Raw genomic sequence first — 23355 nt, 5'->3', positions numbered from 1 at the left:
CATCTCGTGGGCCGCCGGGCCGTCGTCGTGCGACCTACAGCCAGTCGTGTTCGTCGGCGGCCGCCGGCTCCCACGTCGAGTGTCGACGCACCCGCGAGAGCGCCTCCAGTTCGCGTGGCCCGCCCGTCCGGTCGACCACCGACACGCAGTGGGCGAGCCGGTCGACGAGGACCGTCTCGTCGTAGCCCGGGACGTCGAGGCGCGAGGCCGCGACGGTCGCCTCGATCACGGCTCCGAAGCCGCGGTTGATCGGCACCACCGTCTCGCGCTCGATCGCGGCCTCGACGGGCACGAGGGTCCACTCGACCCACCGCGTCCCGCCGTCGGTTCCCGACCCCGCTCGCTCGGCGCGCACCCGAGCCCAGGCGTCCGTGGCGTCGATCACCGGCTCCGCTTCCTCGACGATCGAGAGGGCGGCGTCGGCGAAGGCCACGGGGTCGCGCGTGAACTGGACGTACCCCTCGCCCTCCCGGTGAAAGTTCCGCTGGGTCCGGGTGTTCCCCCAGGTGCGCGCCGTGACCGCCTCGCCGGCGAACAGCCCGAGCGCGGCGACGTTCCACAGTCCGTTCGGCCCGCGGGTCGCCACGAGGGACTCGGTGACGCCCGCGAGGGAAACGGGCCACCCCTCGCAGGGCTCGCCCTCGAGCCCGTCTGCTTCTTCGCCGGGTACCCCCTCGTCCGCCCGCTCGCACCCACCATCGTCTCCGCTCATACGACCAGCTCACCCCGATCGAGCGCGACGAACAGCCCCGCACAGACCAGATCCGCGGTGGTCCCCGGATTCACTCCCCGCGAAACGAGGTCGTCGGCGAACGCCTCGACGGCCTCGGGCTCCGTGTCGAGCGCGGAGCGCTCGTCGAGTTCCGCCGCCCGCTCGCGGACCTCCTCGGCTACCCTCTCTCCGTGTTTGGTCGCGACGAGCGTGTCCGGGCGGTCGGCGAGCGCGGAGAGGAAGGCGGCCGCGGCCCGCTCGGAGGGCGTCCCCTCGGTCCCGCCGATCACCCCTGCAGCCCGGAACGAGCGCTCGAACCCCTCGGTCCACTCGCGGGCGATGTCGTCGCCGGGCACGCTCGCCGTCATCACCTCGAGCAGCGTGAGCCCCCGCTCCTCGACGGCGGGGACCGCCTCGCTGCCCCGGCGGACGTCGAGGGGCTCCATCCCCTCGGGCGGCTCGCCGACGCGGACGTCGGTGTGGTCGAACGCCCGGTAGAAGCCGGCGGCGTCCTCGACCGTCGTCCCCTCGACGACCTCGCGGACGCCGGCGGGCGTCACTTCGCGGCCACTTGCGGCCCGGACCAGCGGAACCAACAGGAGCAGCGAGCCGAACTGGGTGTTGCCCCCCTCCTGGCACCCCATCCCGGCGACCGCGCGTTCGAACGCGCTCCCGACGGGGGCGCCCTCGCCGGCCAACTCGAGGCCCTCCCGCGACCCGACGGCACCCGCGAGGAAGTGGTCATACCGGAGGCCGGAGAGATCGCGCTCGCGATCGACGTTTCCGGGTTTCGGGGTCGCGCTGACCTCGAGCAGGAGGGCGAGCTGGGCGGTCTCGGCGGGCGACCGGGTCATGGCTCCGGTTCCGCGGGCGGTTCGATCCCCTCGGGGTCGAACTCCCGATCGACGGCCTCGCGGACGCGCGCCAGGACCGTGGGGTCGTCGCTCGGCCGACCGACGCTGACCGCGTCCGCTCCGTAGGATCGGTACTCCGCGACCGCTTCGCGCCCGCGGACGCCGTTGTTCGCGATCAGGTACAGTCCGCAGGCCGCTCGGACGTCGGCGACCAGCCCCTCCGAGTCCATCGCATCGACGTGGAGATAGCTCGCACCCGCGTCCTCGAGAACCCCCGCCAGCGCCGGGAGATCGACCCCCGGAACCTCGGTTCGGACCTTGACCCCGACCGGGACGTCCGCCGCCTCTGTGGCGGTCCGGACGTACTCGGCGAGTCGGGGGGTGTCGGCGAGCAGGGACTCCCCACAGCCCACGGCGCGGAGTTCGTCCTGGCGGCAGTGGGCGTTGATTTCGAGGAACGCGCCCCGGTCCTCGCAGATCCGGGCGACTTCCTCGAGAGGATCGGGCGTCGCCGACCGGACGTTGATCCCGGCCCGGATCGGCGCGTCCTCGAGGGAAGCGAGCTGTCGGTCGACGAAGGCGGCTGGCTCCCGGGGGAGGAACTCGCTTCGCCCGCGGGCGACCAGTTTTCTGGCGGCGGCCCTCGAGGGCGAATCGAGGGCGATCCCGCCCAGGACCGCGGCGTCGGCGTGCTCGCCCCCCGCCTGCGCCCAGTCGGCGTCGGACTCGCCGCTGAGACTCGCGAGCGCGAGCCGCGGGGCAAAGTCGGTCATCGATTCCCATCCCCTTCCCGGACCCGCTCGATCGCGCGGAGAGCGGCCTCCCGGACCCGCCTCGCGTCCGCCTCGCCGTCGATCCGGATGTTGGTCTCGACCGTCGGGACCGGGAGGTCACCGCCATCGCCCGAATCGACGACGACGGCGTCGGCGAAGGGGTAGGCCTCGGCCAGCCCCGCCGTCGTCGGCTCGCGGCCGGTCGCGCGCATGAGCTCCGCTGCAGGTCCCGAAAAGGCCTCGCCCGCGAGGAAGGGGGAGACCGCGACGACCGTCGTTTCGGCGAGGGCCTCGCGAACGCCCGGCACCGAGAGGATCGGGCCGACGCTCGTCACGGGGTTCGAGGGGCCGATCACGACCGGCTCCGTCAGGGCCTCCAGAACGGCGTCGGTCGGGGCGGCCTCCTCGCTGCCCCGGAACTCGACGTCCTCGACGGTCGGCTCGCCTTCGCGGCCGACCCAGTACTCCTGGAAGTGCATTGCTCCCTCGGGGGTGTGGACGATGGTCGCGACGGGATCGTCGCTCATCGGCAGGATCTCGCTTTCGGCGCCGACGGCCTCCCCCAGAACTCGAGTCGCCTCGGTCAGCGTTTCCCCTCGATCGATGAGGCTCGTCCGGGTGATGTGGACCGCCCGGTCGCGGTCGCCGATCGTCATGAACTCCGCGATCCCCGAAAAGCGCCGCCAGCGGGCGAGTCGCCGGCCCGCCGTCTGGGCCTTCTCGGGGAGGTACTGGGGACCCTCGGACAGCCCCGCCTCGCTCGCGAGCTCGAACAGCGCCTCGTTCGTCCGGTGGGTGTCGCCCTCGATCCCCCACCAGTACTCCCGATCCAGCACGTCGCCGCCCTGAAAGAGCAGCGTGTCGATGTCCGGCGAGACGAGCAGGCCCCCGAGTTCGATGTCGTCGCCGGTGTTGGCGACGATCGTCAGGGTCTCGGAGGAAAACGGACCTTCGCCTCCCGCAGCATCGACTCTCCCGGACCCGGTCCCCTCCAACAGCTTCGGCGTTCCGGTCCCCCCGGAGAGAACGGTTACCATACGGGTCCTACCGCCGGCTCCGGTTAATGGGTTACGACCCCGATCCCTCGCTGCCGATCCACTCGGCGAAACTCCCCTCCAGAAGGGTCTCGGCCTGGCGGTCGATGTACGCCCGCTGCATCCCCGTGATCGCCCCCTCGAGATCGCTTCCCTCGTCGAGGCGGGCGGCGACCTGGTCGCGTTTCCAGCTCGCGGGCGTCACCCCCTGGCGGACCCGCCGGCGGAGCGGGTAGAGGTACTTCGCGGCGGCGTCCTCGCTCAGGCCCCGGCTCGAGAGGCCGTCCTCGGCGTGGGCGAGGAGGTCCTCGTAGATCCGTTTTCGATCCCTCGTCCGGTCGCCGTCGTTCGTGATCCAGACGAGATCGGCCGAGAGCCCCTCCCGCATCGCGGCGTAGAAGTTCTCGCGAGCGATCTCCCAGTCGAGATCGACGACGGGGTGTTCGAGCCGGGTGAGGCTCTCGAGCAGGCCCGCGAACGCCGCCTGGAAGGAAATCGAATCCCTGACCGTGGGCTGGGCCGGGATCGGGCGGAACTCGATGCGGGCGTTCGCCGCCGATCGGCTCGAGCCGTCGAAGACGGGCCGGACCCACCGCCAGTAGGTGCCGTGTTTCCGCCGGAAATGTGCGAACCGATCGTCGAACCGCCCGCCCTCCGAGACCGGCATCGGGACGATGGTGTCGTCGTCGACGATCCGGTCTACGGCCTGGGCGGCGGTCTCGAGGTCGCGCGGGAACCGGACCTTCCCGGCGCCGGCGGCGGGGTCGTTGAGGGTCGTCTCGAAGACGCTGATCCGGTGTTCCATCCACGCTTCAGCCAGGATCTCCTCGGCGCTCGCGCCCTCGTCGTAGAGGTCGGGCGGGAAGAAGGGGCTGTTGACGCCCAGCGCGAGCAGCGGGGCGGCGATCCGCAGGGCGTAGTTGAAGTAGTCGGGGAGGTCGACGGCGTGGGGGACCTGGTAGTGGGGCTGGATCGAGGTGATCAGGCTCTCGGGCATCACGGTGTCCGCGGAAAGCGAGACGTTGGGCGCCTCGATGCGCATTCCTGCGGTCTCGGCCTGATCCGTGTTCGCCATCGCGTGGTAGCGTGCCGCCGCGCTCATGTTCGTCGCGACCCGGATCGGGCGTTCGTCGTCGCCGACCGTCCGCTCGACGCTGTCGGTGAGGTACCCCCGGGCGGTCTCGCCGTCGGGCGGGATCGTCCAGAGTGCGTCGCTGACCAGCGCCATCCCCTCCGTGCGCGTGACGTCGACGGCCGTCCGGAGTCGGGACTTGACCTCGGCTTCCTGGGCGAGAAGGCCGTCGGCGTTCAACGGCTGGGGGCTGGTCGTCATCTCGGCGTTGTGGAGCCCGAGTTCCTTCTCGAAGCCGATCAGCTCCAGCAGTCGGCGGGGCATCCGCCGAAGAGCGCACCCGTCGGCGCCGACAGCGTAGAACTCGTACTCGAGGCCGACGATCGCCTGGGGGTTGTCGAACGTCCCGTCGTGGATCTCGCCTTTGATCCAGTCGGCGTCGGCCCCGGCCCGCCGTCGGTACTCCTCGGGATCGACCGCGAGCACCTCCCCGACCCGCGCCGCGAGTTCCTCCCCGGGCATCTTCGTACTCGCCACTCTCGGTCGCCGGACTTGAATGCAGTTATCCCCGATCGACGGGATATAAACGACCCTCGCCCCTACGGCCGGCCATGACTCGCTCTACCGCCCCCGGGAAGGTCTATCTCTTCGGGGAACACGCCGTCGTCTACGGCGAACCCGCAGTCCCCTGTGCGATCGAACGTCGGGCCACTGTCTCCGTCGAGCGCCGCTCGGACGACCGCCTCCGGGTCGAAGCCGCGGACCTCACGATCGACGGCTTCGCCGTCGAGTACGGCGCGGGCGGGACCGACGGCCCCGAGATCGACGTCTCCGATGGCCTGGTGTCGGCCGCGACCGCCTACGTCGACGAGGCGATCGCCCAGGCTCGAGACGCCGCCGGCGAGGACGCGGGCTTCGACGTCCTCATCGAGAGCGAGATCCCCCTCGGTGGCGGCCTCGGCTCCTCTGCGGCGGTCGTCGTCGCGACGATCGACGCCGCGACCCGCGAGCTCGGCCACGAACTCGACAGGGCGGAACTCGCCGAGCGTGCCTTCCGGACCGAGTACGAAGTCCAGGATGGCCAGGCCTCCCGCGCCGACACCTTCTGTGTCACTTCGGGGGGTGCGGTCCGCGTCGAGGGCGACGACTGCCGGCGGATCGAGGCCCCCGACCTCCCGCTGGTCGTCGGCTTCGACGGCGGTGCCGGCGAGACCGGCGAACTCGTCGCCGGCGTCGGGGCGCTGCGCGAGGAGTACGGCTTCGCTTCCGACACCGTGGGCGCGATCGGCGACCTCGTCCGGGAGGGCGAGGCCGCCCTCGCCGACGGGAACATCGAGGAGGTCGGCAGGCTGATGGACTTCAATCACGGCCTGCTATCGGCGCTGGGCGTTTCCGCGCGCTCGCTCGACTCGATGGTGTGGGCCGCCCGGGAGGCCGGCGCCCTCGGCGCGAAGCTCACGGGCGCGGGCGGGGGCGGCTCGATCGTCGCGCTCGATCACATGGAGGAAGTCGAGACCGCCCTCGAGCTCACTCCCGCCTGCGAGGAGGTATTCCGGGCGGAACTCGCCGAGGAGGGGGTCCGGCGATGACGACCGTGCTCAAACTCGGCGGGAGCGTCATTACGGACAAAGATCGGGCGGAGACGGTAGACGGCGAGAGCCTGGAGCGGGCCGCGGCGGCGATCGCCGATGCGGTCTCGGACTCCACAGAAACCGACGGGGGACTCGTCGTCGTCCACGGCGGCGGCAGCTTCGGCCACCCCGCCGCCGACGCTCATGGAGTGACGACGACGGCCGGGACCGACGACGCCGGGGCCGTCACCGAGATCCACGCCGCGATGACGGCGCTGAACGGCTTCGTCCGGCGGGCCCTCCTCGAACGCGGCGTCGAGGCCCTCCCGGTCTACCCGCTCTCGCTCGCGGCACGAAATCAGGGGGGCGACCTCGCGCTCCCCACGGAGAGCGTCGAGACGATGCTCGAAGAGGGGTTCGTCCCCGTCGTCCAGGGCGACATGGTTACCCACGCCGGCCGGGGCGCGACGGTCGTCAGCGGCGACGAACTCGTCGCCGAACTCGCACGCGGGCTCGACGCCGACCGCGTCGGGCTCTGCTCGACGGTTCCCGGCGTCCTCGACGACGAGAGGGTCGTCGATCGGATCGACTCCCTCGCGGACGTCGAGTCGGTGCTCGGAGGAAGCGAGTCGACGGACGTCACCGGCGGAATGCGGGGGAAAGTCGAGACCCTGCTCGGCCTCGAGACGCCTGCGTCGATCTTCGGGCTCGAGGGACTCGAGGGGTTTCTCGCGGGCGAGGACGTCGGGACGACCGTCGGCTGAGCGGGTAGGTCGCTGACGACGCGGATCGCTGAGACGGATTCCGTCGGCCGGCGAACCCACTGTGTTTTTAACCGCGGGGAGCATAGCGCCGATCATCGAGACCCGCGGGCAAGTGCGCTCGGTCGCGAGCGCATAGCGGGACCGAATGGCCGTCCCGGTGACGGGCCGGCCAGGAGACCGGGAGTCCGCGGACCGTTTCGGTGAGTGTGTTTACACCAATGGAAATCGAAATCGCAACGATAGGCGGATACGAGGAAGTCGGGCGGCAGATGACTGCCGTCCGCGCCGGTAACGACATCGTCATCTTCGATATGGGGCTGAACCTCTCGCAGGTTCTGATCCACGACAACGTCGAGACCGAGCGGATGCACAGTCTGGATCTGATCGACATGGGCGCGATCCCCGACGATCGGATCATGAGCGACCTGGAGGGCGACGTGAAGGCCATCGTACCGACCCACGGCCACTTAGACCACATCGGTGCCATCTCAAAGCTCGCCCACCGGTACGACGCGCCGGTCGTCGCGACCCCCTTCACGATCGAACTGGTCAAACAGCAGATCGAGGGCGAACAGAAGTTCGGCGTCGAGAACGACCTCGTGAAGATGTCCGGCGGCGAGTCGATGACCATCGGCGACCACGGCGTCGAACTCGAGTTCGTCCACGTCACCCACTCGATCATCGACGCGATCAATCCCGTGCTCCACACGCCCGAGGGCGCGATCGTCTACGGCCTCGACAAGCGCATGGACCACTCGCCGGTGATCCAGGACCCGATCGACATGAAGCGCTTCCGTGAGATCGGCCGCGAGGACAACGGCGTGCTGTGTTACATCGAGGACTGTACCAACGCGAACAAGAAAGGGCGGACGCCCAGCGAGAACGTCGCCCGCGAACACCTCCGTGACGTCCTCTACAGCATGGAGGACTACGACGGTGGGATCGTCGCGACGACGTTCTCAAGCCACATCTCGCGGGTGACCTCGCTGGTCGAGTTCGCGAAGGACATCGGCCGCCAACCCGTCCTGCTCGGCCGGTCGATGGAGAAGTATTCCGGGACCGCAGAACGGCTGGACTTCGTCGACTTCCCCTCGGATCTGGGGATGTTCGGCCACCGCAAGTCCGTCGACCGCACGTTCAAACGGATCATGAACGAGGGCAAGGAGAACTTCCTCCCCGTCGTCACCGGCCACCAGGGCGAACCCCGCGCGATGCTCACCCGGATGGCCAGAGGCGAGACCCCCTACGAACTGGACGACGGCGACAAGGTCGTCTTCTCGGCTCGCGTGATCCCCGAGCCGACCAACGAGGGCCAGCGCTATCAGGCCGAGCGCCTCCTCGGGATGCAGGGCGCGCGCGTCTACGACGAGATCCACGTCTCCGGCCACCTCTGTCAGGAGGGCCACTACGAGATGCTAGACGCCCTCCAGCCCCAGCACATCATCCCCGCCCACCAGGACCTGAAGGGTTTCTCGGGGTACGTCGATCTGGCCTCGAATCAGGGCTACCAGATGGGTCGGGACATCCACGTCACCCGCAACGGGAACCTGATCTCGATCGTCGACTGATATGACCTCCCCAGAGGCGCGCGAACGGGCGGTGCTCGAGGCGGTCGGCGAGCGCCGCGAACGGGTCAACCGGGCGATCCCCGAGGAGCTCCCGATCGTCCGCCCCGAGCGGCTCTATGAAGCCTCGCGATACCTGCTCGACGCCGGCGGGAAGCGCCTCCGTCCGACCGTCCTCCTGACGACGGGCGAGGCCCTCGCGGACGTCTCGCCGCTCTCGACGCCCTACCGCCGGTTTCCCGGCCTCGACGGGAGGACGATCGATCTGATGGCCGCCGCCGTCAGCGTCGAGGTCATCCAGTCGTTCACCCTGATCCACGACGACATCATGGACGACGACGACCTCCGGCGGGGCGTCCCCGCGGTCCACCGCGAGTACGACGTCGAGACCGCGATCCTCGCGGGCGACACCCTCTACTCGAAGGCCTTCGAGATCATGCTCGAGACCGGCGCGCCACCCGATCGGGCCGTCGAGGCCCTGGAGGTACTCGCGACGACCTGTACCCGGATCTGCGAGGGCCAGTCGCTGGACGTCAGCTTCGAGGCCCGCGGCGAGGTCACGACCGAGGAGTACCTCGAGATGATCGAACAGAAGACCGCCGTCCTCTACGCGGCCTCGGCCTCCCTCCCTGCGATCCTGATGGGTGCCGACGACGAGACGATCGAGGCGCTGTCGGGCTACGGCCTCGACGTCGGCCGTGCGTTCCAGATCCAGGACGACGTCCTCGATCTGACCGTGCCGAGCGAGAAACTCGGCAAACAGCGCGGCAGCGATCTGGTCGAGGAAAAACAGACCCTGATCACCGTCCACGCCCGCCAGCACGGCGTCGACATCGAGGGCCTGGTCGACACCGAGGACGTCGACCGCGTCACCGAAGGCGAGATCGACGACGCCGTCGCCGAACTCGAGTCGGCGGGATCGATCGAGTACGCAAACGGGATGGCCCGGACGCTCGCCGACCGAGGGAAGGATCGGCTGAAAGTCCTCCCCGACAACGAGGCCCGCGGGCTCTTGGAGGACCTCGCGGACTACCTGATCGAGCGCGGCTACTGAGCCGCTCGCCCGATCCTCGTTCTCGAGGCGGGGGAACCGCTCCGGAGACCGACGTGCCACGGTACCGACGACCGTCCGAGCCGAGGACCCCGTAGCCTTCAGTTTCGCGGTTGGCTCGTGCCGATCGCGGGCCGTCGGCCGACGATGCCGGAGGACGGAGTTCTATACGGTCCGGCGCCCAGGGGCTCCCCATGACCGATACCGACAGCGTCACCGTCCACGACGGGATCACGTATGCCGATCGCGACGGCGACGAACTGAAACTCGACCTCTACGTCCCCCCGGTCGAGTACCCGCCGCTGGTCGTCTATGTCCACGGCGGGGGCTGGGTCGCCGAAACGCGCGAGAACGTCCCCGAGCCCGAACGGTACGCCGCCGAGTGGGGCGTTGCCATCGCGAGCGTGAGCTATCGCCTCCAAGAGGTCCCCGACGGGAGCGAGCTTTCGAGGATGTTCGACCCCTCGAACCCGACTCCTCGAGGGACGTTCCCGGATCACTTCGTCGACGTGAAAGCCGGGATCCGGTGGCTGCGGGCCCACGCCGACGACTACGGCTACGACGCCGAGCGGGTCGCCGCGTGGGGGGCGTCGGCGGGCGGCCACCTTGCTTCCCTCGCGGGCGTCGTCGACGACGTTCTCGACCTCGGCGACGCCTATGCCGACGACGTAACGAGGACGGTCGCACCCGGAGAGTCGGGTGCGATCCAGGCGGTCGTGAGCTGGTACGGCGTCTCCGACGTCGGGCTGGCGGCCGAGGGCGGCGACGGCCTGATGGCGCTGCTCATGGGCGGGTCTCGCGCCGAGTACCCCGAGCGGTACGAGGGGGCCAGCCCGGTGGCCCACGTCACGGCCGACAGTCCGCCGATCCTGCTCATGCATGGCCGCGAGGACGAGGTCGTCGGCGTCGAACAGAGCCGACGCTTCTTCGACGCGCTCGCCGAGGCCGGGGTCGACGCCGTCAGCTACGAGCTACACGGCCTGAACCACGTCTGGGCCGACGACGTCGAGTCGATCGACTCCGAACGGACGGCGATGGCCCTCCTGACCGGAGAACCGACGCCCGCCCAGTCGGTCCACGAGACGACCCACGCGACCGAGGGCGGGACGCTCCGCCCGCTCATACCGGAGCTTCCGCCGGCCGGTCCCGACGCGATCCGGCAGTTCCTTGAGGAGACCATCGGGTGAGGCCACGATCGGGCGTCGGGGACCCCGGCGGTGACGATGGCGAGATTACGACTGCGGCCGGAGTTCGAGGCGCTGGCCGGGGACCGTCCCGAAGGCGAGCACGTTCGGCTCCGGCCGCTCGACGGGAACGGGGTCGCCGTCGGCCACCACTTCGTACGTGTGATCGTCGGAGGTCCGAACGCGACACCGATTGCCCGCCGCAGAGCGGATGGTCGCCCGGTCGAGAGTGCCCCCGGTCCACGCCAGATCGACCTCGAACCCCCCGCGGGCGCACAGCCCCTCGACCGAGCCCGCAGACCAGGCGTCGGGGAGCGCGGGCAGGAGCCGGAGCTCGCCGGCGTGGCTCCCGAGGAGCATCTCCGTGATGCCGGCCGTGCCGCCGAAGTTGCCGTCGATCTGAAAGGGCGGATGGAGGTCGAAGAGGTTCGACGCCGTCGAGCTGACCAGCAGTTCGCGGAGGTGGGCGTAGGCCTCCTCGCCGTCCTCAAGCCGGGCGAACTGGTTGATCAGCCAGGCACGGCTCCAGCCGGTGTGGCCGCCGCCGTTTTCGAGGCGGCGCTCGAGGCTCGTTTCGACTGCTTCGGCCAGCTCCGGGGTTCCCCGGGGCGTGATCCGCTCACCCGGGTGGGACGCGTAGAGGTGGGAGATGTGGCGGTGGCCGGGCTCGGCCTCCTCGTGGTCGTCCCGCCACTCTTTGAGCTGGCCGTCGTCCCCGACTTCCATCGGCGGGAGCCGGTCGGCCGCGACGCGGAGTTCCTCGGCGAGTTCTTCGTCGCGAGAGAGGACGTCCGCGGCCGCCGCACAGTCAGTGAATAAATCGGCGAGCAACTGGACGTCCATCGTCGGCGCGACCGCCATGGTTACCTCGTCGCCGTCGGGACCGACGTAGGCGTTCTCCGGGGAAAGTGAGGGAGTCGTCACAAGGGAGCCGTCTTCGTCCTCGGCGAGGAAGTCGAGGAAGAACTCGGCGGCCTCGCGCATCGTCGGATAGCCCCTGCGGAGAAACGCCTCGTCGCGGGTGAATCGATAGTGTTCCCAGAGGTGCCGGCAGAGCCACGCCCCGCCCGTCGGCCACAGCCCCCAGCGGGCGCCGTCTACGGGAGTCGTGTGGCCCCACGGGTCCGTGTTGTGGTGGGCGACCCAGCCCCGGCAGTCGTAGTGTTCGCGGGCGGTCCGGCGGCCGTCCTCGCGCAGACCATAGACGAGATCGTGGAGCGGTTCGGCACACTCCGCGAGGTTACAGACCTCCGCCGGCCAGTAGTTCATCTCGAGATTGACGTTGATCGTATACCCCGAGTTCCACGGCGGCTCGAACTCCCAGTTCCAGATCCCCTGGAGGGTCGCGGGGAGGCCATCCGGCTGGGAACTTCCCATCAGCAGGTACCGGCCGTACTGGAAGTAGAGCGCCTCGAGGTGGGGGTCCTCCCGCTCGCCGTAGGCGACAAGGCGGTCATCGGTCGGTTCCGCAATCGGGTCGCCGAGGTCGAGGGAAACGCGCTCGAATTGCTCGCGGTGGGCGGCGACGTGACCGGCTCGAACCTCCGAATACGACCGGCCTTTCGTCTCGGCCAACGTGGCCTCGCAGGCCGCAGTCGGGTTCTCCCCCTCGAAACTCGTCGCAGCATCGAGTCGGATCTCGACGGCCTCCGCGTCCGCAACGTTCAGACGGTCCCCGTCGGCCTCGACCGTGGCGACCTCGCCCTCCGCCGACACACGGGCGCGGCTCTCGAACCGAACTCCCCATCCCGAGACGCCCTGATCCTCGAGTTCGTCCGGCGTCCGCGGGAGGTTGATTATCTGCCCGCGAAGGAGGAGTTCGTCGTCCACGGCGGTGGCCCGGGCTTCGCGTTCGCGCTCTAGTCCGACGGTTCCCGAGAGGGTGTCCGGACCGTCGGTCTCGACGCGGGCGACGAGACAGTCGTCGGGCCGGGAGACGAACGCCTCCCGCGTGACGGTCGTCTCGCCGACGGCGTAGCGTGCCGTCGCGATGCCGGTCTCGAGGTCGAGTTCGCGACGGTAGTTCTCGACGTCTTCGTGACCCAGGGCGATCTCGAGCGTTCCGAAGCGCTGGTAGGGCCGCAACCGACGTTCGACGCCAAGCATGCAGTCGTCGGCGAGTGCCTGGGCCTTGGCGGGCCGTCCGTCGGCGAGCAGCGACCGGACCTCTGGGAGCGCCTCGAGGGCCTCGGGGTTCTGGAGCCCCGAGGCGTCGCCAGCCCACAGCGACTCCTCGTTGAAGACGATCCGTTCGACCTCGGGGTCGCCGGTCGTCAGCACGCCGAGGCGACCGTTGCCCAGGGGGAGCGACTCGAGAGGTCCCGACGCGGGCTCGCGATACCACAGCGTCGACTCGACGCCCGACGGCGGGAGGCGGTCTGGCATATCTCCAGAGACCGAGGGGATCGCCAAAAGCGGTCGGGTCGCCGGTCGACCCCGTTACTCCCGATTCCCGTGTCGGGGATGGACGTCCTCGATCCGGCCGCGGCCAGCGCAGCGAGGAGGACGACGAAGACGACGCCGGTCATCCCGGGGGCACCCCCGAGTAGAGTAGGCGACGGCCGTCCCTCACCAGGACCTGCACCCCGTTGAACGCCGCCCTCGGATCCGCGCCGAACATGCGCGAACGTGTCGCTATCGCCACGGATGGCTTCCGTCGGAGCGGGATTCGGCTCGCGTTTCGAGGCGGCCGGACGTGGGGACGGAGAGCCGCGGCGACGGACGAGCCGACACCGCGGAGGTTTTGGTCCGGCCCCGAATAGCCTCCGCCAATGGACGACGAGTTACGCGACCGGATCGAGCGCGAGGCCGAGACCCACGCGCTCGTGAACGCGGTCAAACACGGGGGCGACGCCGACGTCGGTGCGATCATGGGGCCGCTGATGGGCGCCAACCCCGACTTCCGCGAGCACGGGGATCAGGTGCCCGGCGTGGCGGGCGGCGTCGTCGCCCGGGTCAACGACCTCACGGTCGAGGAGAAACGCGCTCGGCTCGAGGAGCTCGCCCCCGAGGAGCTCGCCGAACTCGAGGCCGAGGACGAGGGCGCGGACCATCCCCTGCCCGACCTCCCCGGCGTCGAGGAGGGCGAGGAAATCCGGATGCGCCTCGCGCCGAACCCGAACGGCCCCTGGCACCTCGGCAGCGCCCGGATGCCCGCCGTCATCGGGACATACAAGGACCGGTACGACGGCTGGATGCTCTGTCGGTTCGACGACACAGACCCCGAGACGAAACGGCCCGACATGGATGCCTACGGCGAGATCATAGAAGCGATCGAGTACCTCGGATTCGAACCCGACGAAGTCGTCAAAGCGTCCGACCGGGTCGACACCTACTACGACCACGCCAGGGAGCTGATCGACCTCAGGGGCGCCTACACCTGTTCCTGTGGCGGCGAGGAGTTCTCCAAGTTGAAAAACGCCGGCGAGGCCTGTCCCCACCGCGAGAAGGGTGTCGAGACCGTCCGCGAGGAGTTCGAGGCGATGGTCGACGGCGAGTACGGGTCGGGCGAGATGGTTCTCAGAGTGCGAACCGACATCGAACACAAGAACCCCGCGCTCAGAGACTGGGTCGCGTTCCGGATGGTCGACACCCCCCACCCACGCGAGGAAGCCGCCCAGTACCGGTGCTGGCCGATGCTCGACTTCCAGTCGGGAGTCGACGACCACCTCTTCGGGATCACCCACGTCATCCGTGGCATCGACCTCCAGGACTCCGCCAAGCGACAGGGGTTCGTCTACGACTACTTCGGCTGGGAGTACCCCGAAGTGGTCCACTGGGGCCACGTCCAGATCGACGCCTACGACGTCAAGATGTCCACCTCGCGGATCAAGGAACTCGTCGAGAACGGGGAACTCGAGGGCTGGGACGACCCGCGCGCGCCGACCGTCGCGAGCCTCCGTCGGCGGGGGATTCGTGGAGAAGCGATCGTCGATGCCATGATCGAACTCGGGACCTCGACCTCGAACGTCGATCTGGCGATGAGTTCGATCTACGCCGCCAACCGCGACCTGATCGACGAGGAGACCGACCGGCGCTTCCTGGTCCGAGAGGGCAATCAGATCCCCCTCGGCGGGAGCCCGCCGGACGAGGCGAACCCGCCGTTGCACCCCAACCACGAAGAGCGGGGCGTCCGCGAGATTCCGGCCGTCGACAGCGTTCTGCTGGAACCCGACGACGTTCCCGGCCGCGAGGAACGGATCTGGCTCAAGGGCTTGGGCTGTTTCCAGTTCACCCGGGACGTCCTCCAGTACACTGGTGAGGATATCGATGTGGTTCGGGAGGGCGAGGTCGACGTCGTCCACTGGGTCCCCGCGAGCGAGAGCGTTCCCCTCCGCCTCCGGACGATGACCGGCGACGTCCGCGGGCGGGCCGAACCCGGAATCACGGAGTACGAAGCCGACGACGTCGTCCAGTTCGAGCGGATCGGCTTCGCGCGGTTCGACAGCGTTTCGAAGGGTGACGAGGAGTCGGTCGCCTACTTCGCACACCCCTGAGCTCGAGCGTTCGACCCTGCCGTTACTCGCTCTCGTCGCCCTCCAGCAGCGACGAGCCGTCACCTACGGGATCGGCGACGACGCCGTCCTCCCGGCCGAGCATCCGTCCGTGGGCCGCACAGACCAGCCGGTTGTCGGCCCACGGAAGGTGGAGCTCGACGGCCGCGGGCCGCTCACAGCCCTCCTCGGCACACTTCCGGTCCATACTCCTCGGAGGGGAGCGGAGGGATTCAGTGTTTCTGGAACCGGGCCGGGATTTATTCCAATCCGACACTATCGGTTCGCATGGTCGATCGAGCACCGATCGCGGTCGGACTCGTCCTCGGGGTGGCGATCCCCTCGGTCGTCTATGCCGACGGCTACTGGGACCCCCAGCTCATGACCGTTCTCGGGCTCACGTGGGCGTTGCCGGATGGCTCATGGCCCGTAACTGGCGAACGATGCGGGGGGCTCCGGAGCGCTGGGGCGCCCTGTATGCACTACTCGTCGTCGCCGTCCCGGGTTCGGAATCCACGCCGACCTTCCGCTCTCGGGCGATCTCTGGGACGTGCTGCGGCTGTTGATGCTCGGCGGGCTCGCGGGAGCCGTCGCCCTCGGGATGGAGATGGCTCGTCCGGAGCGTCACCGCGAGGAGAGCAGGGTCACGACGCCCGCCGACTGATCGGGCGACCGGTCGAACCCATCCTACAGCACGAACACCGAGAGAACGAATCCGAGAAAAACGGTCGCCGTCAGCAGCACCTGGATCGCCGTCGAGGCGAGGACGCCGACGGTGGCGTAGGCCGCGGATCGAGAACTCTCGCGGACGTCGCCGCCGAGGACGAACTCGAGTGCGAAGACGGTCCCGAACAGACCCACCAGCAAGCCGATCGGGCCGGTGACGACGAAGAGGACGATCGAGACGACGACGGCGGCCACGGTCGTCGTCCAGGAGGCGCCGCCGTAGCGGGCGGCGCTGGCGCCCGCGAAGAGATCGACGAGTACGGTGGTGACCGCGAGCACGGAGAGGACGACGAGCGGGAGGAGTCCGGGTTCGGTGAAACCGGAGCCCCACCAGTAGAGCAGGAGGCCGGCGAGCGAGAGCGCGCCGCCGGGGACCATCGGGACGACCGTCCCGACGACGGCGCCGACGAGCAGGGCGACGGCCACGACCGCGACGACATCGACCATGGAGGCCGAAGACGAGGAGGACTGAAAGGCCTGCCGTCCTGGGTCCGTCACTCCCGAACTCGGAGCCTCGAGCGGTTCGGCGCCACCGACGAGGTGATTCGAACGGAACGCGGCGGGTGGTGTCGGTTCCCGCTACCTCGAGTAGTTCCGGGCCGACCGGTGATCCGGCCGGAACGCAACCGTCGGCGCCGGCCGGGTGGTCCGGGAGATCAAAAAGCCGTCCCGTCGGGCCCCTTCAGATCGAGGAACTCCCGGACCTGGTTGGGGGAGGCGGGCTCTCGTCCCGTCTGTTCGGCCGCCAGATCGACCAGTTTCGCGACGAGGTCGGCGTTGCTTTCGGCGAGTTCCCCCTTTCGAAGGTAGAGGTTGTCCTCCAGGCCGACGCGGGCGTGGCCGCCCATCGAGATCGCTTGCAGACCCAGCGGGAACTCGTTGCGGCCGGCGCCGATCACTGAAAACGAATACTGATCGCCGAAGAGGTCCTCGGCGACGCGGTGCATGTGGGTCAGGTTCGCGGCGTCGGCACCGATCCCGCCGTGGATCCCGAGGACGAACTGGAGGTGAAGCGGAGACTCGAGAAGCCCCCGATCGAGCAGGTGCTTCGCGTTGTAGAGGTGGCCGACGTCGTAGCACTCGAGTTCGGGTTTCGTTCCGTGGGCGTCGAAGACCGGGAGGATCGTCTCGAGGTCTCCGAACGTGTTCCGGAAAATGAGGTCCTTGGTTCCCTCGAGATACGGCTCCTCCCAGTCGTGTTCGAACTCGTCGTACCTCTCGAGGAGCGGGTAGAGCCCGAAGTTGATCGAGCCCATGTTACAGGAGGCCATCTCGGGGGCGAGTCGGGGGACGACGCCGATCCGCTCTCTCGGTGGGGAGGAGGGTTCGCCGCCGGTGGTCGGCTGGACGATGGCGTCGCTTTCCTTGCGGATCCGGGTCGCGACCTCGTCGAAGAGGTCGAAGTCGTTGACGGGTTCGCCCGTCTCGGGGTCCCGGACGTGGACGTGGACGACGTTGGCGCCGGCGTCGGCGGCGGCGATCGCCTCCTCGGCGATCTCCTCGGGCGTGATCGGGAGGGAAGGCGACATCGTCGGCGTGTGGATCGCCCCGGTCACCGCACACGAGAGGACGAGGTCGTCGAACGAGCGCATACGCGGGGATGGGGCCGTCGGACCGTAAGTACTCGCCCCGCTCCGTCGCCTGCAACGCGTAGCTTTACCCGGTCGGTCGGTGATGTGGACTGTATGGTTTCGATGAACCAGGAGCGAGAGCGGACGCGAAGCGAGGTCGCCGACTACCTCCGGGAGTTCGCCGACGAACTCGATCCCGCGGGCTCGCGGACGGCCGACACGAGAACCGACGCCGGAGCCGGCCGGACCGACCGCACGGCGACCGAAAGCGGTGCCGGCACGCCGGGAACCGGGACCGGCGACGACTCGTTGACCGACGACGACAGCACGCTGACCGCCGACGACGATCGAGCCGGAGACGCGGGCGCGGACGCGACGACGGACGCGAACGCCGCGAACCGGAACGCGGGCGACCGGGTGACGATCATCGTCGGCAACGAGAGCGCGACGATCAACCCGCCCGAGACGCTCGACTTTGCGGTCGACGTCGACACCGACTCGTCGCTTTTGGGTACTGGCGCCGACCGGTCGGCGACGTTCTCGCTGCGGTGGTCCGAGGAACACGTCGAGGCCGACGACTCCCTGGAAGTCGAATAATCGGGTTACCGCCGGAGCAGCAGGTAGCCGGCGGCACCCAGAAGGGCCATTCCGCTCCCACAGACGACGAGGAGCGCGCGGTAGCCCTCGGCGGGCACCGGAAAGAACGTCTCGGCGACGAACGGCACCGCGGTCGGACCGACGGTCTGGCCGAGACGGAGCACGCTCGTTCGAAGCCCCATCACCCCCGCCCGGAGCCGATCGGAGACGAGCGTGATAACCGTCGTGTCGATCGAGGGCATCACGATCCCGAAGCCGACGCCGAACGCGAGCAGGGCGGCCCCGACGAAGATCGGCGAGGGCGCGAGCCGGACGCCGATCAGGCTCGCGCCGTAGGCGACGAAACCGAGCGCGACGAGTTCGGGCGCCGAGCGCCACTCCGAGACCCGGCCGTACTGCGAGGAGACCGTCGCGCTCGCGACCGACACCATCGCCAGTACGGGACCGATCGCGCCGGCGCCGAGGCCGAACTGATCGGCGAGCAGGAGGGGCAGTGCAGTGAGGACCAGTCCATAAAAGACGGTGAAGACGACGAAGATGGCGGCGAAGATCGCGAGCGCCTCCGGGGTTCGGAGGACGTCCCGAAGCCCGCGGAGATACGTCCGGAGATCGCTCGAGCGTTCCTGGTCGGGTTCCTCGAGGACGAACAGGGTGACGACGCCCACGACGACGGCGACCCCGAAAAAGAGGAAGGGGACGTTCCACCGGATCGCGCCCAGCGTGCCGCCGATCAGGGGGTAGATCGCCGCGCCCGTCCCGAGGGTGCTCCCGTTGAGTCCCATCACGGCGTCCCTGCGGGTGCCCTCGTAGAAGTCGCCGATCATCGTCACTGCGAGGGTGACGAGTGCGCTCGCGCCGATCCCCTGGAGGAATCGCAGGCCGAGGACGGCCCGGAAGCTCTCGACGAAGGCGACGCCCGCGCCGGCGGTTCCGAACACGAAGAGCAGGGGAACGATCACGCGACGGCGCCCGAGGCGGTCGGCGACCAGCCCGATGAAGGGGGTGAGGACGATCCCGGGGAGGGTGTAGGCGGTGATGACGAGGCCGACCTGGGCGTCGCTGACGCCGAAGGCCGCCCGGAGGTCGGGGAGGACGGGGCTGACCATCGAGACGCCCATGACGCCGACCAGTGAGCTGGCGAGGATGACGTAGAGCGCGCTCGAGTCCCAGGGAACGGCGGACATTCCCGTCTCTTCGGTCGCGGTCATCTCTCGTTCGGACCTGCCCGTCGGCGGTACGTCGGGGTTCCGGTACCGGAAAACCAGCCGCGACGGAGCCGTCGCTGGTAGGGGGAACGAGCGATCAGGAGCGGATTAGTCGATGTGGCCTTCGCGGCGGAGCTGGGCGGCGTCCTGGTTGGAGTAGCGCCACTCGATGTTGGCCTTCTCGTCCTGCCAGTCCCAGGGCTCGACGAGGACGACGTCGTCCTCCTCGATCCAGGTGCGGTACTTCATCCGGCCGGGGATCCGGCCCATGCGCTCTTTCCCGTCCTCACAGCGGACGCGGACGTGGTTGCCGCCGTTGTGTTCGGTGACCACCGCGAACAGCTCGTCGTCGTTGGGCATGCGGAGGTTCCGACTCTCTCGTTCGTTACTCACACCGTACTGTAGGAGGGGCAGACGGTTAAGTGATCGGTGACGGATGGGAGCGTTCCGCATCCGGCCCAGTGCTTAAGCTCCGCGAGCGCCACGAGATACCATGGACTGTACGGATCGACGGTCGGGGGAGGGAGGTCTCCGAAAGCGAGCGGCCGGGGGATGGCGATGAGCCTCTTCAGCGACCTGGGCGAGAAGGTCGAACGGTTCAAACAGAGCGCCGTCTCCGCTAGCGAGGACCAAGCCGAGTTCGTCTGCCGGGCGTGTGAGGAGCCGGTGTTTACCGACCAGGAGCGCTGTCCCCACTGTGGGGCCGAGGCGGTCGAGCGGGTCCCGGAAAGGGAGGACGCTCCCCCGGAGGAGGGATCGAGAGCGTCCGGTTCCGAAGGCGAATCCGGCGGAACCGACCGGACCGATCGGCCCGACCGCGAATAGGGGTTCAGTTCTCGAAGCCGGGATGGAACGTGGTGTAGAACTCCGCGTAGCTGAGGAAGTCGTCGATCCGGTCGCCGACCGAGTCGGTGTACTCCTCGACACGGGAGACGACCGCCGGGTCGGGCTCGTGGTCGATCCCCTTGTGGAACTCCGACTCGACGCCCAGGCCCTGGAGGACGAGGTAGTAGAGATAGTAGTTGTTCAGGTCCGTCGCCGTCCGCGTGAGCGATGCCCGCGTTCCGGGCGCACAGAAGCCCGACGCCCGGTAGCTCTCGACCTGTTCGATCGGGCCGGGGTTGATCTCGCGGGCCTCGGTCCAGAAGGGGGTCTCGCCCGAGTTGTACTTGTAGTAGAGGCTGACGAAGTCGTAGATCTCCTCCCAGGTCGCCCGCGTCGTCTCGTTGAACAGTTCCCGGACCCCGTCGTGGTTGATCCGGCCGTGCATCCCCAGGAACATCGCCAGCCGGTCGGCCAGTTTGGCTGAGGTCGTAAGCGCCGTCGACTGGAGGGGCTCGACGAAGCCGACCGCGTTCCCGACGGCGACGCAGTTGTTCGCCCAGGGGGTTTCGAGGACGCCCGACTCGAAGCGGTAGCGGCGGGTCTCGTCGGGGTCGATCCTCTCGGCACGGGTCTCGACGAACTCCGCGAGCGCCGCCTCGTCGTCGATGTGCTCCGAGGAGTAGACGTAGCCGAGATCGCGGACGTCGACCGTGTCGATCTGCCAGAACCAGCCCGCTTCCCCGGAGGTGACGACGGTCGCCGAGACGATGTCGTCGAACGAGACGTCGGTCGTGGCGACGACCGCGGAGTCGACCGGAAGATCGAACTCCCGGAGGGACGTTCCGAGTTCGGTCATCAGAAGCCGCCGGAAGCCCGAGGCGTCGACGTAGAGGTCGGCGGCGTACTCCCGGGCGCCGGCGATCGAGTCGATCCAGCCCTCGGAGCTCTCGACGGCCTCGATCCGGTCGTCGATCAGGTCGATCCCGCGTTCCCGACAGAGCGTCCGCAGGAATCGGTTGAAGCTCTCGGAGTTGAAGTGATAGGAGGCGTCCGGTAGCCCCTTCTGGATGTCGAAGACGTTCTCGTCGTCGAGTACCATCGGGGTCTTCCCGGGGGTTTCGGCGAGTTCGTTGTACAGCGTGGTGTACTCCCCGACCTCGTAGCGGTGGTGGAACTCGTCGAACACCGCCTCGTTCTCGGGGCTCAGCGACTCCCGTCGGGTCGTCGGCTCGACCCACTTCCCCAGGTCGACCTGGCTGACCGTCGGGAGGGGCTTTCCCAGCGGGCTGTGGAACTCCTTGCCACACCAGTCCTTCAGGTAGACCGTGCTCTTGAACCCGAGTTTCACCTCCTCAACCAGCCGAGTGGGGCTGATCTCGAGGCGGTCGTGGAGGAAGGTAAGCAGGTATCGGAGCGTGCTCTTGCCGACCTCGGGCACCGACTGGTCGAAGTCGTCGACGACGAATATCTCCGGGTCGTCGAGCCCCTTCTCCAGGGCCAGCGCGGTGAGCAGTCCGGCGTCGCCGCCGCCGACGATCCCGATCGAGTCGATCCTGTACCGAATGTCACTCCCCATCAATCACCAAAAATAGCTGGGGTCAGTATAAACCCTCCCCTCGGTCGATCTCCACGGCCGGATCCTCGACGCCGAGCTACGTGCCCGGGGCCAGGGGCGGCGGAGCCGACGCGCCGGCGGCCGAACCGGGAGCGATCGACTCGACGCCGCCGGAGCCGTTCCCGGTGTTCTCCTCGCTTCCGTCGGTTTCGCCGGTCGCGTTCGTCTCCTCGACGACGTATCGCTGGCCGATCATCGGGTCGAGCAGGTCGTCGACGGTCGCCCGGTCGTCCCGGAGGACCGGCACGTCGTCGGTCCGGGGTTCCTCGAGGTAGCCGTCGATCTCGCCGCCCATATCGAGGCCGATATCGCGGTCGTCGTTCCGTTCCGCGAGCTCCGCCTCCGAGAGGCGGTCGTCGCTCTTGGTGGCGACGACCTCGACGTTCTGGACGACGTTCGCGTCGGCGGTCCGGAAGGCGTACGTCTGGGCGAAGACCTCGTCGATGGTCCGGTACTGCGAGCGGTAGAACTCCGAGGCGGGGCCCGCCGGCGCCGAGATCACGTTCGCGACGAGGACGCCGTCGGCCGAGAGCCGGTCGTGGACGACGCTCATGAACTCCCGGGTCGTGAGCTCGAATGGAACCTTGTCGATCCTGTAGGCGTCGAGGACGATGGCGTCGTACCCGCGGTCGGTCTCCTGGAGGAAGGTTCGACCGCCGTCGTTGTAGACGTTGAGCCGCTCGTCGTCGGTGTCGACCTCGAAGTAGGTGTCGGCGGCGTCGATCACCTCGGGATCGATCTCGACGACGTCGACCGTCACGTCGTCGTCGTTCTCGAGGAAGGCTTTGGGACCGGTGAACCCGCCCCCGCCGACGAACAGCACCCGGTCGATGTCGTCGGGGTCGTCGGCCATCAGGTACGGCATGTGGAAGTAGCGGGTGTAGTCGAAGACGTGGCGGGTCGGCTCGTCCTTGTTCATCGCGCTGTGGCGTTTCCCGTCCAGGTACAGCGTCCGGGTGTCGCCGCTGTCGACGACCTCGAGTTCCTGGTAGGGCGTCTGGGTCTCGTAGACGACCTGACCCTGGACGGAGTAGCCGAGCGGGCCGCCGGCGACGGCGCCGACCAGACAGATGGTCACGACCGCCGCGCTGATCGCGGGCCGGCGCGGGATCTGCGGCGCCTCGATGGCGATGGCGGTCACCACGAGCAGGAGGCCAAGGATCAGGCCGATCCGGTCGATCGAGAGCCGGGGGATGAGCAGGAACGTCGTCCCGAACGTGCCGACGAGGCTCCCGATCGTCCCCAGCGCGTAGACGTGTCCGGAGGCCTCGCCGGTGCCGGTCTTCCCCGAGAGCTGGGCGCCGTAGGGGCTGACGAACCCGAGGAGGTAGGTTGGCGGGCCAAAGAGGATCGTGATCGCCGGCAGGGAGGCATACCGGCTGGGAAGGGGAATCGCCGCCGTCGTCGTCAGCAGGGCCTCGTGGGCGAACACGAGGAAGGCGACGTAGCCCGCCGTCGCCAGGAACAACCAGGTCAGCTCCCGGAGGGTGGTGTGTGCCGCCCGCTTGCCGCCCTGGTGGTAGCCCAGAGAGAGGGCCGCCAGACTGACCCCGATGATGCTCCCCCAGGTGTAGATGCTGCTGCCGAACTGGGGAGCGACGATCCGTCCCGCCAGGATCTCCAGGCCCATGCTGACGATCCCGGAGACGAACACCGCCAGCTCCGGCCTCGTAACGCGCGGAACCCGCTCGGAGACTCCCGACATCTGGACCGGCTAGGCCGAGCGCACAATTACAGTTGTCG

General features: G+C 68.8%; 21 protein-coding genes. 8 read left to right on the top strand and 13 right to left on the bottom strand.

All coding sequences use genetic code 11. The annotated features are described in order from the left end of the window. Positions 1-34: 34 nt before the first annotated feature. The 5 genes from DVH23_RS10630 to DVH23_RS10610 are packed head-to-tail and all read right to left on the bottom strand — an operon-like array spanning position 35 to position 4967. Positions 35-712: a DUF447 domain-containing protein gene (locus DVH23_RS10630; protein ID WP_114577406.1), complete on the bottom strand. Its 678-nt coding sequence runs from the start codon at positions 710-712 to the stop codon at positions 35-37. Further along, positions 709-1566, bottom strand: a complete 858-nt coding sequence (locus DVH23_RS10625) for a triphosphoribosyl-dephospho-CoA synthase (protein WP_114577405.1) — start codon at positions 1564-1566, stop codon at positions 709-711. The genes DVH23_RS10630 and DVH23_RS10625 overlap by 4 nt, the downstream gene beginning before the upstream one ends. Beyond that, entirely contained in the window at positions 1563-2339 is a 777-nt protein-coding gene (locus DVH23_RS10620) for a tRNA-dihydrouridine synthase (protein ID WP_114577404.1), read from the bottom strand. The genes DVH23_RS10625 and DVH23_RS10620 overlap by 4 nt, the downstream gene beginning before the upstream one ends. After that, positions 2336-3376 carry a 2-phospho-L-lactate transferase gene (gene cofD / locus DVH23_RS10615; RefSeq protein ID WP_114577403.1) on the bottom strand — a complete coding sequence of 347 codons (1041 nt, stop codon included), beginning with the start codon at positions 3374-3376 and terminating at the stop codon, positions 2336-2338. Before cofD ends, DVH23_RS10620 begins: the two co-directional genes overlap by 4 nt. A gap of 31 nt (positions 3377-3407) precedes the next feature. Then, entirely contained in the window at positions 3408-4967 is a 1560-nt protein-coding gene (locus DVH23_RS10610; protein WP_114577485.1) for a hypothetical protein, read from the bottom strand. An 89-nt stretch (positions 4968-5056) separates the two neighbouring features. Between DVH23_RS10610 and mvk the strand changes: the two genes are divergently transcribed. From mvk to DVH23_RS10585, 5 genes are all read left to right on the top strand, one after another. Further along, positions 5057-6034 carry a mevalonate kinase gene (gene mvk / locus DVH23_RS10605; protein ID WP_114577402.1) on the top strand — a complete coding sequence of 326 codons (978 nt, stop codon included), beginning with the start codon at positions 5057-5059 and terminating at the stop codon, positions 6032-6034. Then, positions 6031-6780 carry an isopentenyl phosphate kinase gene (locus DVH23_RS10600; RefSeq protein WP_114577401.1) on the top strand — a complete coding sequence of 250 codons (750 nt, stop codon included), beginning with the start codon at positions 6031-6033 and terminating at the stop codon, positions 6778-6780. The genes mvk and DVH23_RS10600 overlap by 4 nt, the downstream gene beginning before the upstream one ends. A gap of 218 nt (positions 6781-6998) precedes the next feature. Further along, positions 6999-8348 (top strand): ribonuclease J, encoded by a 1350-nt coding sequence (locus DVH23_RS10595; RefSeq protein WP_114577400.1) that lies wholly within the window; start codon positions 6999-7001, stop codon positions 8346-8348. Between the two features lies 1 nt (position 8349). Beyond that, on the top strand, positions 8350-9399 hold the full coding sequence (gene idsA3 / locus DVH23_RS10590; RefSeq protein ID WP_114577399.1) for a geranylfarnesyl diphosphate synthase: 1050 nt from the start codon (positions 8350-8352) through the stop codon (positions 9397-9399). Positions 9400-9590: 191 nt separating this feature from the next. Further along, entirely contained in the window at positions 9591-10583 is a 993-nt protein-coding gene (locus DVH23_RS10585) for an alpha/beta hydrolase (RefSeq protein WP_114577398.1), read from the top strand. 45 nt (positions 10584-10628) lie between these two features. Here DVH23_RS10585 and DVH23_RS10580 read toward each other — a convergent pair whose 3' ends face one another. Next, the gene (locus DVH23_RS10580) at positions 10629-12965 is read right to left on the bottom strand and encodes a glycoside hydrolase N-terminal domain-containing protein (RefSeq protein ID WP_114577397.1); all 2337 of its coding nucleotides are present in this window, start codon (positions 12963-12965) and stop codon (positions 10629-10631) included. A gap of 386 nt (positions 12966-13351) precedes the next feature. Here DVH23_RS10580 and DVH23_RS10575 point away from each other — a divergent pair, with 386 nt between their 5' ends. Further along, positions 13352-15076, top strand: coding sequence for a glutamate--tRNA ligase (locus tag DVH23_RS10575; protein WP_114577396.1), 1725 nt, complete (start codon positions 13352-13354; stop codon positions 15074-15076). 22 nt (positions 15077-15098) lie between these two features. Here the strand turns inward: DVH23_RS10575 and DVH23_RS10570 are convergent, their stop codons facing one another. The 3 genes from DVH23_RS10570 to DVH23_RS10560 form a co-directional block, all read right to left on the bottom strand. Then, positions 15099-15281, bottom strand: a complete 183-nt coding sequence (locus DVH23_RS10570; RefSeq protein ID WP_114577395.1) for a hypothetical protein — start codon at positions 15279-15281, stop codon at positions 15099-15101. 479 nt (positions 15282-15760) lie between these two features. Further along, positions 15761-16246 (bottom strand): DUF456 domain-containing protein, encoded by a 486-nt coding sequence (locus DVH23_RS10565; protein WP_114577394.1) that lies wholly within the window; start codon positions 16244-16246, stop codon positions 15761-15763. Between the two features lie 209 nt (positions 16247-16455). Next, positions 16456-17391, bottom strand: a complete 936-nt coding sequence (locus DVH23_RS10560) for a 3-keto-5-aminohexanoate cleavage protein (protein ID WP_114577393.1) — start codon at positions 17389-17391, stop codon at positions 16456-16458. 93 nt (positions 17392-17484) lie between these two features. On the opposite strand from DVH23_RS10560, the gene DVH23_RS10555 reads away from it, so the two are divergent. Continuing rightward, positions 17485-17967 carry a hypothetical protein gene (locus DVH23_RS10555; protein ID WP_114577392.1) on the top strand — a complete coding sequence of 161 codons (483 nt, stop codon included), beginning with the start codon at positions 17485-17487 and terminating at the stop codon, positions 17965-17967. Positions 17968-17972: 5 nt separating this feature from the next. Here the strand turns inward: DVH23_RS10555 and DVH23_RS10550 are convergent, their stop codons facing one another. Together DVH23_RS10550 and eif1A are read right to left on the bottom strand one after the other, a co-directional pair. After that, a complete protein-coding gene (locus DVH23_RS10550; RefSeq protein WP_114577391.1) occupies positions 17973-19175 on the bottom strand; it encodes an MFS transporter in 1203 nt (400 codons plus the stop codon). Positions 19176-19280: 105 nt separating this feature from the next. Beyond that, positions 19281-19565, bottom strand: a complete 285-nt coding sequence (gene eif1A, locus DVH23_RS10545; RefSeq protein WP_224827122.1) for a translation initiation factor eIF-1A — start codon at positions 19563-19565, stop codon at positions 19281-19283. Positions 19566-19730: 165 nt separating this feature from the next. Between eif1A and DVH23_RS10540 the strand changes: the two genes are divergently transcribed. Continuing rightward, positions 19731-19997: a zinc ribbon domain-containing protein gene (locus DVH23_RS10540; RefSeq protein ID WP_114577483.1), complete on the top strand. Its 267-nt coding sequence runs from the start codon at positions 19731-19733 to the stop codon at positions 19995-19997. 4 nt (positions 19998-20001) lie between these two features. Here the strand turns inward: DVH23_RS10540 and DVH23_RS10535 are convergent, their stop codons facing one another. Next, positions 20002-21573, bottom strand: a complete 1572-nt coding sequence (locus DVH23_RS10535) for a tryptophan 7-halogenase (protein WP_114577390.1) — start codon at positions 21571-21573, stop codon at positions 20002-20004. Between the two features lie 76 nt (positions 21574-21649). Then, positions 21650-23317: a spermidine synthase gene (locus DVH23_RS10530; RefSeq protein WP_114577389.1), complete on the bottom strand. Its 1668-nt coding sequence runs from the start codon at positions 23315-23317 to the stop codon at positions 21650-21652. Between the last annotated feature and the right edge of the window lie 38 nt (positions 23318-23355).

Source organism: Saliphagus sp. LR7 (assembly GCF_003344565.1).
In the GTDB taxonomy this organism is placed as follows: Archaea; Halobacteriota; Halobacteria; order Halobacteriales; family Natrialbaceae; genus Saliphagus; species Saliphagus infecundisoli.
The sequence above is the reverse complement of the archived record's forward strand: the minus strand, read 5'-3'. Positions and strand labels throughout refer to the sequence as shown.

Coding starts and splice junctions, on each gene's coding strand:
- DVH23_RS10630 (WP_114577406.1), bottom strand. CDS start 712: ATGAGCGGAGACGATGGTGGGTGCGAGCGGGCGGACGAGGGGGTACCC.
- DVH23_RS10625 (WP_114577405.1), bottom strand. CDS start 1,566: ATGACCCGGTCGCCCGCCGAGACCGCCCAGCTCGCCCTCCTGCTCGAG.
- DVH23_RS10620 (WP_114577404.1), bottom strand. CDS start 2,339: ATGACCGACTTTGCCCCGCGGCTCGCGCTCGCGAGTCTCAGCGGCGAG.
- cofD (WP_114577403.1), bottom strand. CDS start 3,376: ATGGTAACCGTTCTCTCCGGGGGGACCGGAACGCCGAAGCTGTTGGAG.
- DVH23_RS10610 (WP_114577485.1), bottom strand. CDS start 4,967: ATGCCCGGGGAGGAACTCGCGGCGCGGGTCGGGGAGGTGCTCGCGGTC.
- mvk (WP_114577402.1), top strand. CDS start 5,057: ATGACTCGCTCTACCGCCCCCGGGAAGGTCTATCTCTTCGGGGAACAC.
- DVH23_RS10600 (WP_114577401.1), top strand. CDS start 6,031: ATGACGACCGTGCTCAAACTCGGCGGGAGCGTCATTACGGACAAAGAT.
- DVH23_RS10595 (WP_114577400.1), top strand. CDS start 6,999: ATGGAAATCGAAATCGCAACGATAGGCGGATACGAGGAAGTCGGGCGG.
- idsA3 (WP_114577399.1), top strand. CDS start 8,350: ATGACCTCCCCAGAGGCGCGCGAACGGGCGGTGCTCGAGGCGGTCGGC.
- DVH23_RS10585 (WP_114577398.1), top strand. CDS start 9,591: ATGACCGATACCGACAGCGTCACCGTCCACGACGGGATCACGTATGCC.
- DVH23_RS10580 (WP_114577397.1), bottom strand. CDS start 12,965: ATGCCAGACCGCCTCCCGCCGTCGGGCGTCGAGTCGACGCTGTGGTAT.
- DVH23_RS10575 (WP_114577396.1), top strand. CDS start 13,352: ATGGACGACGAGTTACGCGACCGGATCGAGCGCGAGGCCGAGACCCAC.
- DVH23_RS10570 (WP_114577395.1), bottom strand. CDS start 15,281: ATGGACCGGAAGTGTGCCGAGGAGGGCTGTGAGCGGCCCGCGGCCGTC.
- DVH23_RS10565 (WP_114577394.1), bottom strand. CDS start 16,246: ATGGTCGATGTCGTCGCGGTCGTGGCCGTCGCCCTGCTCGTCGGCGCC.
- DVH23_RS10560 (WP_114577393.1), bottom strand. CDS start 17,391: ATGCGCTCGTTCGACGACCTCGTCCTCTCGTGTGCGGTGACCGGGGCG.
- DVH23_RS10555 (WP_114577392.1), top strand. CDS start 17,485: ATGGTTTCGATGAACCAGGAGCGAGAGCGGACGCGAAGCGAGGTCGCC.
- DVH23_RS10550 (WP_114577391.1), bottom strand. CDS start 19,175: ATGACCGCGACCGAAGAGACGGGAATGTCCGCCGTTCCCTGGGACTCG.
- DVH23_RS10540 (WP_114577483.1), top strand. CDS start 19,731: ATGAGCCTCTTCAGCGACCTGGGCGAGAAGGTCGAACGGTTCAAACAG.
- DVH23_RS10535 (WP_114577390.1), bottom strand. CDS start 21,573: ATGGGGAGTGACATTCGGTACAGGATCGACTCGATCGGGATCGTCGGC.
- DVH23_RS10530 (WP_114577389.1), bottom strand. CDS start 23,317: ATGTCGGGAGTCTCCGAGCGGGTTCCGCGCGTTACGAGGCCGGAGCTG.